The following is an 8,732-nucleotide window of genomic DNA, read 5'->3' as shown; positions in this document are numbered from 1 at the left end:
CTGACTGGAGATAACCAGAGTATGAGTCCGCGCGCCACCTTTAAAGAAGTTAACACCGTTCATGATGTTACCAGAGGTAATCCCGGTACCAGCAAACAGGACGTTTTTACCACAAGCTAGTTCTTCAGCGGTGTAAACTTTATCAGGATCGGTGATGCCCATTGATTTGAGACGATCGATGTTCGCTTCTTTGCTTTCGCCGATCAAACCAGTTTTGACGATCGCAGGATCGTAGATCAATTGTCCTTGAAAGTGAGCGTCTAAACAACGGAGAGCCGCTGCGGAAATTACACCTTCAGGAGCCGCACCGATACCCATCAGCGCGTGAATGTTAGTACCTGCAAAACCGCAGTTGATCGCCGCACCAACGTCACCATCGCTAATCAGCGCAACGCGCGCGCCAGCAGCCCGAATTTCGGCAATCAGATCGTTGTGACGTTCGCGTTTCATCACGACGACAACTAATTCTTCGATCGCGAGATCCAGACACTGCGATAAAATTTTGAGGTTTTCGGTAGCAGATTTGTTGATATCTACTTTACCTTTAGCGGCTGGGGGTGCTGCGAGTTTCTTCATGTAGAAGTCAGGCGCGGCAAATAAACCACCTTTTTCGGAGATTGCCAATACAGCCATCGAACCGGGTTGTCCGTAAGCACACAAGTTGGTACCTTCGCAAGGATCGACAGCGATGTCGATTTCGATCAGTTCGTCGATCGTACACAAGTCAGCAGCATTAGGCTGAGAACAAATCCCAACTTCTTCACCGATATAGAGCATGGGTGCATCGTCGCGTTCGCCTTCCCCGATTACGATGCGTCCGCGCATGTGGATTTTGTTCATCCGTTCGCGCATTGCTTCAACTGCAACACGATCGGCTTCGTTTTTGTCGCCCTTACCCATCAAGCGCGCTGACGCGATCGCCGCTTGCTCTACTACTTCGATAATTTCTAAACCTAAACTATTTTCCACTGCGGCTTGCTCCTAAAGGGCTTTATTTATAGGGATTTCAGTCTACAAGTCTACCAGAGCGAGGGGACGCGCGATCGTTTCTCGAATTTTTATGACTTTTGTCAAGATGGTGGAGATCGCTTGAAAATGCAAATGTATTTCTCCGCGTCGATTAGCACGATTGTTTGGATCTGTAGGCTAGCCAACAATCTTGACACTTGACAAGAGTTGTGAGTTCGAGTTAAAGATCGCATGATAATTGAATTGGCAGCAGCCGCTTGTGGAGAGCTTAATAGTTAAATGATTGAATTTATAGTTCAGATAATTGGTGAATTTATAGTTCAGATAATTGCTGAAGCTTTGTTTGCATTCGGATATCGATCTCTCTCAGAAACGTTTAGAAAACAACGAAACCCCTGGCTGGCGGCACTAGGATTCAGCTTATTTGGGGCAATTTTGGGCGGACTCAGCTTGCTCGTATTGCCATCTAACTTGACACCTGTTGGTATGCCACGGGTGGCAAATCTAGTTTTTACGCCTCTATTAGTCGGTTTTTGTATGTCAGCGATCGGTGGTTGGCGAGCCAAGCGTGGCAGATTGGTATTGCCGATCGATCGGTTTTGGTATGGTTATCTATTCGCGCTCGCGGTAGCCTTAATTCGTTTTAAATTCGCACGTTAATTATTTGTCAACTCTAGTTATTAATAATTCAATGTTTTAGATGATTCAAGAAAATTTTAGTAATGAGATTGGATTCGATCGTCTAATCGAATCGCTGCGGCGACGTTCGCTACCTTTTGTAATTTTTAAAGTAACTCCCTTTATCCACGAGCTATTGCCGGAACCAAATATCCCCAATCTACCCATTACTTTAATGCTAATTAGCGATTTAGGCGAACGCGGATTATTAAAATTAATTCAGCCTTACTGCATTCCTGATACGATCGGCGACGACGGGGCGATCGTCCATCCACCAACAGGTTGTGAGTTAATAGTCACTACTGATGTACTGGTCGATGGCGTGCATTTTAGCGATCGCACCACAACGGCATTTGATGTCGGCTGGCGATCGGTTGCCGCAAATTTATCAGATCTGGCTGCAATGGGGGCTACACCCTTGGGAATTACCGTGGGGTTGAGTTTGCCCCCGACACTGCCTGTTTTCTGGTTAGAGCAGCTTTATGCGGGGATGGAAGCATGTTTGACGAAGTATGGAACGGGGATAATTGGCGGCGATTTAACCCGATCGAGTGTAGCAACCGTGGCGATTACGGCTTTAGGTAGCGCGCACAAGGAGAATATTATCGCTCGATCGACTGCCCGAATTGGCGATGCGATCGTGGTAACGGGTTATCATGGTGACGCTGATGCTGGATTGCAATTGCTTCTCAATCCCGAATTAGGTGTCGATCGAGCCGATTTACAACAGCATCGAGACAGGCTAATTATCGCCCACCAACGACCCCAGCCGAGGCTAGATGTACTGCCAATCCTCGAAGGGTTGCGATCGAGTACGAGTGAAGTATTCACGATTAGCGGGATGGATAGTAGCGATGGTTTAGCAGATGCGATCGTCCAGATTTGCGAATGTAGTAATGTCGGTGCCGTACTGACTCGCTCGACGATGCCCATCTCGCCGTCCCTAGCTAAAATATTTCCAGATACCGCTCTAACATCCGCTCTCTACGGTGGCGAAGACTTTGAACTAGTATTATGTCTGCCAGCACCAGTCGCCCTAAAATTAGTCAAACAACTCGGTGGCGGTGCCGCACTAATCGGTCAGATCGTCCAGTCACCAGATATTATATTAAACGACGATCTGACTGAATTACCCCCAATTTATCTCAACCGACAATCTGGATTCCAGCACTTTTAAACCCGATCCTCAGATTCGGTTGTTATAGCAACCGCCACATCGGTTAGGACATTTCACGCGAAGGCGGACTTTGCATTCTGAGCGGTGATTTCAATCGCTGTCCTAATCGCCTTGGCGGTTGCGATACTTCTTACTCCTTACTTCTTACTTAAAATGTCCTTCTACCACGCCGATTCAAATCTCACGTCATTAGCCGAGCAAGCATTAGCAGATACACACGCTAAATTTCCCGATTTAAAACCAGAGCAAATTGCGCTGACATGGCTGGTTTACGATCGACCGATTCCGGTAAATACGGGTGGAGCGATTACCGCCGACGAATTGTGGAAATATCCCGTGCGGGGATTTAGCCATCGCGGTGGCGAACGCATTTATCCAGCCAGTATTGTTAAATTGTTCTACTTATTAGCAATGCATGAATGGCTAGAGCAAGGGATGGCAACAGCTTCAGCCGAACTCGATCGCGCGCTCAAAGACATGATAATCGACTCTAGCAACGATGCGACTAGTTTAGTTGTAGATACCCTCACGGGTACCACCAGTGGCCCCGAATTGTCTGCTGGGCCATTTGAAACTTGGAAAGCCCAACGCAACCTCGTCAACCGTTATTATCAATCCCTCGGCTGGTCGGAATTAGACGCGATTAACGTCAATCAAAAAACCTGGAGCGAAGGCCCCTACGGACGCGAGCGGGCATTTGTCGGCGAAATGCGCGAAAATCGGAATATGATGACTACCGATGCGATCGCCAGGTTAATGCACAGTATCGTTGGGGGTGCCGCAGTCAGCAGCGATCGATCGAGCCAAATGATGCAACTCCTCCACCGCGATCTTAACTTGGCTCAAAGCACTCCCGATCCGGGCGAGGAGAACCAGGTAAATGGCTTTCTAGGCGCGGGTTTACCACCTGGGAGTCAAATTTGGTCTAAAGCTGGTTGGACATCTCAGATGCGCCACGATGCGGCGTATATCGAATTAGTAGATCGACAGCCTTGTTTATTGGTTGTCTTTATCGAAGGCACGGCAAATAGTCAAAATCGACAGATCCTACCGTTTATTGCCGATCGATTTGTGAATGCGATGGCGCAGATCCAGACACCTGAATAATTCCTATTTCCCGATCGACCGATCGGGCTGAACTTACGTTATTAATCCACGACTCTGACGATCGTACCGACTTTAATCAGCGGGTAGAGTGCTTGCACATCTTTGTCGTACATCCGCACGCAGCCACTGGATACAGCTTTACCCACCGAGTTAGGTTGGTTGGTGCCATGAAAACCGATCGTATCTTTGCCATCAGTCCAGAAACCAATCCAGCGCGAACCGAGCGGATTATTTTTGCCAGGAGGCATCATTTTACCCGTATTAAAATTCGTCCAACCAGGATTGACGATCGTTTCCATAACTTGCCATTCTCCAGTCGGTGTTTCGCGGCCTTTTTTACCGATCGCTACTGGATAAGTAGCAACAATCTGGCTACCTTTATAAACATATAATTTCCGTTCTTTTAGCCGGATTGCGAGATGGACATCGGCAATTGGCGATAGGCTTTTGGTTGTTACCTGAGTAGCAACAGGATTTACCGTCGAAGTAGGATTGTTGTTGCTAACAATTGAATTGTTGTTTGTGGGTGTAGCAACTCTAGCCGCCGATCCAGTAGGCGATGCTGGTTCTGCGTTAGATCGATCTGTGGCGATCGCTGGCAGGATCGAGATCGCGATTGCTAGGACAACTTGAGGTTTCAGCAAGAAAGAATTAACAAGTCGATTCATGGTTACAGTTCTCGTCTACTCTGGAGCAAATTTTGATGTTCTTAATTTGCCCAGAGCTAACAGCTTTACTGTCAGCATTTTGACCGATTCTCGTTGCTATGATTTCATCTTACCTGCGCTAATTGTCCGATCCATTCAGTTTTCTAGGCATCACGATCGAAGTGTAATGCCAGATGCTCCTCGTCGAAATATGTACCGTCTACAAATAAAGCATCCCGCTCGAAGCCAAAAGGCTGAAAACCGCGCGATTTGTACAGGGAAGAGGCTGCTAAATTGCTCGCAGTGACACCGAGAACGATCTGTCGCAGAACGCCAAGTCCTTTAGCATGGGATAATGCCGCATCAAGCAGCGCAGATCCTACGCCGCGATTGCGAAATTCAGGTACAACGTACATACTCCAGAGATTGCCGATGTGAGCGCGTTTGGGACGGCTCTCGCGCGAAAAGCCGAGCATTCCAATCGGTCGATTGGTGTCGTCAAAAGCACCGAAAACGCCGCTGACAGGATCGCCAGGGCAAAGTCTAGCGGTAAAGTCGGAGATCGAAAGCTTGTCTTCCTGCTCGTAACTGGAACCAAAAGCGGTGGGTGACTCTTACAGTGCTTGGAGCCGCAGTGCTTGGTAAGCAGTGACATCTTGCGAGTTTAGAAATCGAATTTCCATTTGACGATCGATGAATTACTTCTAAATATACTCGCACGCGATCGCCCAGATTCTCATCCTGAGAGGCTCCGCCAACGAGTATCGATTAAAATGGAGATCGATCGATAAGGTTGCATGTATGACAACTCAACTCAAGATTAATCGAAAACCAGTAGAAATCACCTGGGAACCACTCCCTGCTGGATTTAGGCTAGAGGACGAACCTGTGGAAAATACCGGACAACCATTAATTGCAGGCGCATTGCGAGAAAGCCTCGAAATCGCCCAACGCATTCAACCCCAGATGCTGATTGCTACTAATTTTGGCCTGTGTGCGACGGTAAATGGAGAATTAGTCATCAAAGCACCCGATTGGTTGTACGTTCCTAGCGTCAAAGAGCAGTTATCCGCTCGCAATAGCTACACGCCCAATCTAGAGGGCGACTTACCGCTGCTCGTCATGGAATTTCTCTCAGAAACCGAAGGCGGCGAGTATTCAGTCAAACCCACTTATCCCCCTGGCAAATGGTTTTTTTACGAACAAATATTGCAGGTACCGATTTATGTCATCTTTGAGCCGCAAGCTGGATTATTGGAATTGTACCGACTCCAAAACGGCAAATACGAACTAGAACAACCGGATGAAAACGGTCGTCATTGGTTGCCAGAAATTGACCTTTATTTAGGAACTTGGAAGGGAACTAAAACCGATCGCAATGGCTATTGGCTGCGCTGGTGGCACCAGTCTGCTGCAATCTTACCTTGGGCAGTAGAACAGATTGAAGCCGAACGCCAACGCGCCGAACAGGAGTCTCAACGAGCCGAACAGGAATCTCAACGAGCCGATCGAGAACGCGAGGAAAAGGAAAAATTAATCGCCTATCTTCGTGCCAAAGGTCTCGATCCGAACGATCTGACTTGAGTTGGATATTCTCGATCGTTTGCAAGAGTCCAGGATCGACGGTGAATTAAGTTCGTGCAGCAATCTTTGGGATCGATCCCAAAGACTGCTCGTAACGTTAAGATCCTCGCGATCGATACACCTCATACAACATCAAACTACCCGCAACCCCCAGGTTGAGCGAATCTGCATCTCCCACCATCGGAATCCGCACCAAATGATGGCATAACTCCCGCTGCTGGCTGGTTAAACCTTGACGCTCTTCACCTAAAAACAGGACTGTCGAGCGGGGATAATCGAACTGATGGAGATCGGTTTTTCCCTCTGGCGATGCCCCGATAACTTGACACCGATGGTGTTGCAGCCAATCAGCCAATCGATCGAAACTAGTGCGAACCAACTGTTGCGAAAATACTCCGCTCATGGAAGCCCTCATGACATCTGGATCGTAGGGATCGATGCGATCTCCGATTAAAATTAAACCCGCTCCACCTACGGCTTCTGATGTGCGAACGAGCGTGCCTAAATTTCCTGCCGATCTCACCATTTCTAGTGCTAGCCAGCATAAGCCAGCCTGCGGCGAAATCTCATCTAACTGCGACCAACGTTGCTTGACGATCGCGGCAATACCCGAAGCTCTTTCTGTCTCAGAGATTTGTCGAAACTGTTCGGGGGTGAGATTGAGTGTCGGAATGCCATCCCTTCTGGCTCTACGGACGAGCTTCCGCGCTAGCGGTGAAGTCAGTAACTTCTCACTAAATAAAATCGTTACCAGCTCGAACCGATTGTCCGACACCCGCACAAAATTACGAACGCCTTCGATGAAAAATAGTTTAGAAGCATCGCGATCGGCGCGATTTTTATACAGCCGTTTGGCTCGTGCTAATGTTGCCTCCACATTCAGCACCGCATGGTCGAAACACTTAGGCTCGACCATCCTCCCTTGCCAATCTCTGGCTCTCGATTACCGAAATTAATCTCATAAAACTGACGATCGCAGTAACTGTGCTGCGGATTTTTACCTAGTTTAGCATCATCTCGATCGTCGTCAGCCTATGAGATACTAAAAAGATCTATCGATCGCGCTTTTGCTGAAATCACCATGTCTGTTGTAGATAATCTCACCACTTATACTTTTGAAACAGTTAGCGTAGATAATAATGGTGAAATTAGCGATCGGCAACCCAGCTCGGCTCGCTGTTTTAGCGAAAGCTTAGGTGCGGAAATCAGTCTAGATTTAGTGGCAATTCCTGGCGGTACATTCATCATGGGCGACAATCGCCACCATCAAGACGAACGACCGCTCCATCAGGTGACATTACCAGCTTTTTTCATCGGTAAATCCCCAATTACCGTCGCTCAATATCGACAGATTATGGGCGAAGATAAAGGGTACGGATTAGGATTGGACGACCCGATCGAAAAGATATCTTGGCATGATGCCCTAGAATTTTGCACCAAACTATCGCACCAAACAGGCAGAAAGTATACGCTTCCTAGCGAGAGCCAGTGGGAATATGCCTGTCGCGCTGGTACTGATACCGCCTTTCATTTTGGCGATATAATTACCCCCGATTTAGTCAACTATAACGGCGATTATCCCTATGCAGGCGCGCCAACCGGAGCAAATCGCGAACGTGCCACCCCAGTTGGGAGTTTCCCCCCCAATGCCTTTGGTTTATCTGACATGCACGGTAATGTCTGGGAATGGTGCATGGATACTTATCAGCCGAGTTATCAAGGCGCGCCGACGGATGGAAGTGCTTGGATAGATGCCAATGCTACCGAGCGCGATAAACGGGTAATGCGAGGTGGAGCTTGGGATTATGTGGCGCGCGGCTGTCGGAGTGCGGTACGGTGCAGTCTGGCTCCAGATCTGCGGATGAATGGTTGTGGTTTGCGGGTGGCATTGGAGGAGATGGGAGGTGGGAGTTCGGAGATGGGAGAGGGGAGATAGGAGTGGGGGGTAGGGAGCAGGAAGGGGTGGTTTCAATTCACGCAAATTTCTCCGAACTCCGAACTCCCATCTCCCATCCCCATCACTGACATAAATCTAGATCGAGTTCTAAACTAGTAGGTAAACAGCAAAAAGTAGCCTAAATGACCGATCGAAATAATTTTGAGTGGAAACAAATATTAGCGATTGCCTTTGTCGTTATTTTAGTGGTAATTGGGTTTAACTCATTTGTAGTCATCAATCCTGGTGAGGCTGGGGTAGTGAGCGTCTTAGGAAAAGCGGCAGATGGCGTACTCTTAGAAGGCGTTCATTTCAAACCGCCGCTGGCTGGAAAGGTCGATATTTATGATATTACCGTCCAAAAATTTGAAGTTCCCGCTCAAAGTTCTACTAAAGACTTACAAGATTTAACTGCTAGCTTTGCCATCAATTTTCGACTAGATCCCGTCCAAGTCGTAAATATTCGCCGCACCCAGGGTACGCTTCAAAATATCGTCTCTAAAATTATCGCCCCGCAAACTCAAGAATCTTTTAAAATTGCCGCCGCTCGGCGCACGGTAGAAGAAGCAATTACCAAACGTGACGAACACAAACAAGATTTCGATCTCGCCCTTAGCAATCGCCTGGAAAAATA

At 47.9% G+C, this 8,732-nt stretch carries 10 protein-coding genes; 6 read left to right on the top strand and 4 right to left on the bottom strand.

Annotated elements, in window-relative coordinates; translation table 11 throughout:
- Positions 1 to 969, bottom strand: a 969-nt coding sequence (gene glpX / locus RMO79_RS18195) for a class II fructose-bisphosphatase (protein WP_310484654.1), incomplete at its 3' end; no start/stop codon positions are given.
- Positions 970 to 1,248: 279 nt separating this feature from the next.
- Between glpX and RMO79_RS18190 the strand changes: the two genes are divergently transcribed.
- The 3 genes from RMO79_RS18190 (at position 1,249) to RMO79_RS18180 (ending at position 3,931) form a co-directional block, all read left to right on the top strand.
- Positions 1,249 to 1,629: a hypothetical protein gene (locus RMO79_RS18190; RefSeq protein WP_310484653.1), complete on the top strand. Its 381-nt coding sequence runs from the start codon at positions 1,249 to 1,251 to the stop codon at positions 1,627 to 1,629.
- Positions 1,630 to 1,822: 193 nt separating this feature from the next.
- The gene (gene thiL / locus RMO79_RS18185; RefSeq protein ID WP_396136631.1) at positions 1,823 to 2,824 is read left to right on the top strand and encodes a thiamine-phosphate kinase; all 1,002 of its coding nucleotides are present in this window, start codon (positions 1,823 to 1,825) and stop codon (positions 2,822 to 2,824) included.
- A gap of 153 nt (positions 2,825 to 2,977) precedes the next feature.
- Complete coding sequence (locus RMO79_RS18180) at positions 2,978 to 3,931, top strand: serine hydrolase (protein WP_310484652.1); 954 nt, start codon at positions 2,978 to 2,980, stop codon at positions 3,929 to 3,931.
- A 41-nt stretch (positions 3,932 to 3,972) separates the two neighbouring features.
- Here RMO79_RS18180 and RMO79_RS18175 read toward each other — a convergent pair whose 3' ends face one another.
- Together RMO79_RS18175 and RMO79_RS18170 are read right to left on the bottom strand one after the other, a co-directional pair.
- On the bottom strand, positions 3,973 to 4,599 hold the full coding sequence (locus RMO79_RS18175; protein ID WP_310484651.1) for a L,D-transpeptidase family protein: 627 nt from the start codon (positions 4,597 to 4,599) through the stop codon (positions 3,973 to 3,975).
- 143 nt (positions 4,600 to 4,742) lie between these two features.
- Positions 4,743 to 5,141, bottom strand: a complete 399-nt coding sequence (locus RMO79_RS18170) for a GNAT family N-acetyltransferase (RefSeq protein ID WP_310484655.1) — start codon at positions 5,139 to 5,141, stop codon at positions 4,743 to 4,745.
- Between the two features lie 238 nt (positions 5,142 to 5,379).
- On the opposite strand from RMO79_RS18170, the gene RMO79_RS18165 reads away from it, so the two are divergent.
- Positions 5,380 to 6,162 carry a Uma2 family endonuclease gene (locus tag RMO79_RS18165; RefSeq protein WP_310484650.1) on the top strand — a complete coding sequence of 261 codons (783 nt, stop codon included), beginning with the start codon at positions 5,380 to 5,382 and terminating at the stop codon, positions 6,160 to 6,162.
- 97 nt (positions 6,163 to 6,259) lie between these two features.
- Here RMO79_RS18165 and RMO79_RS18160 read toward each other — a convergent pair whose 3' ends face one another.
- Positions 6,260 to 7,078, bottom strand: a complete 819-nt coding sequence (locus tag RMO79_RS18160; RefSeq protein ID WP_310484649.1) for an RNA methyltransferase — start codon at positions 7,076 to 7,078, stop codon at positions 6,260 to 6,262.
- Positions 7,079 to 7,243: 165 nt separating this feature from the next.
- On the opposite strand from RMO79_RS18160, the gene RMO79_RS18155 reads away from it, so the two are divergent.
- Both RMO79_RS18155 and RMO79_RS18150 read left to right on the top strand, forming a co-directional pair.
- Positions 7,244 to 8,098, top strand: coding sequence for a formylglycine-generating enzyme family protein (locus tag RMO79_RS18155; RefSeq protein ID WP_310484648.1), 855 nt, complete (start codon positions 7,244 to 7,246; stop codon positions 8,096 to 8,098).
- Between the two features lie 143 nt (positions 8,099 to 8,241).
- A partial coding sequence (locus tag RMO79_RS18150; protein ID WP_310484647.1) for an SPFH domain-containing protein occupies positions 8,242 to 8,732 on the top strand: 491 nt, incomplete at its 3' end.

The organism is Chamaesiphon sp. VAR_48_metabat_403 (assembly GCF_031422475.1).
In the GTDB taxonomy this organism is placed as follows: Bacteria; Cyanobacteriota; Cyanobacteriia; order Cyanobacteriales; family Chamaesiphonaceae; genus Chamaesiphon.
The sequence above is the reverse complement of the archived record's forward strand: the minus strand, read 5'-3'. Positions and strand labels throughout refer to the sequence as shown.

Coding starts and splice junctions, on each gene's coding strand:
- RMO79_RS18190 (WP_310484653.1), top strand. CDS start 1,249: ATGATTGAATTTATAGTTCAGATAATTGGTGAATTTATAGTTCAGATA.
- thiL (WP_396136631.1), top strand. CDS start 1,823: ATGCTAATTAGCGATTTAGGCGAACGCGGATTATTAAAATTAATTCAG.
- RMO79_RS18180 (WP_310484652.1), top strand. CDS start 2,978: ATGTCCTTCTACCACGCCGATTCAAATCTCACGTCATTAGCCGAGCAA.
- RMO79_RS18175 (WP_310484651.1), bottom strand. CDS start 4,599: ATGAATCGACTTGTTAATTCTTTCTTGCTGAAACCTCAAGTTGTCCTA.
- RMO79_RS18165 (WP_310484650.1), top strand. CDS start 5,380: ATGACAACTCAACTCAAGATTAATCGAAAACCAGTAGAAATCACCTGG.
- RMO79_RS18160 (WP_310484649.1), bottom strand. CDS start 7,078: ATGGTCGAGCCTAAGTGTTTCGACCATGCGGTGCTGAATGTGGAGGCA.
- RMO79_RS18155 (WP_310484648.1), top strand. CDS start 7,244: ATGTCTGTTGTAGATAATCTCACCACTTATACTTTTGAAACAGTTAGC.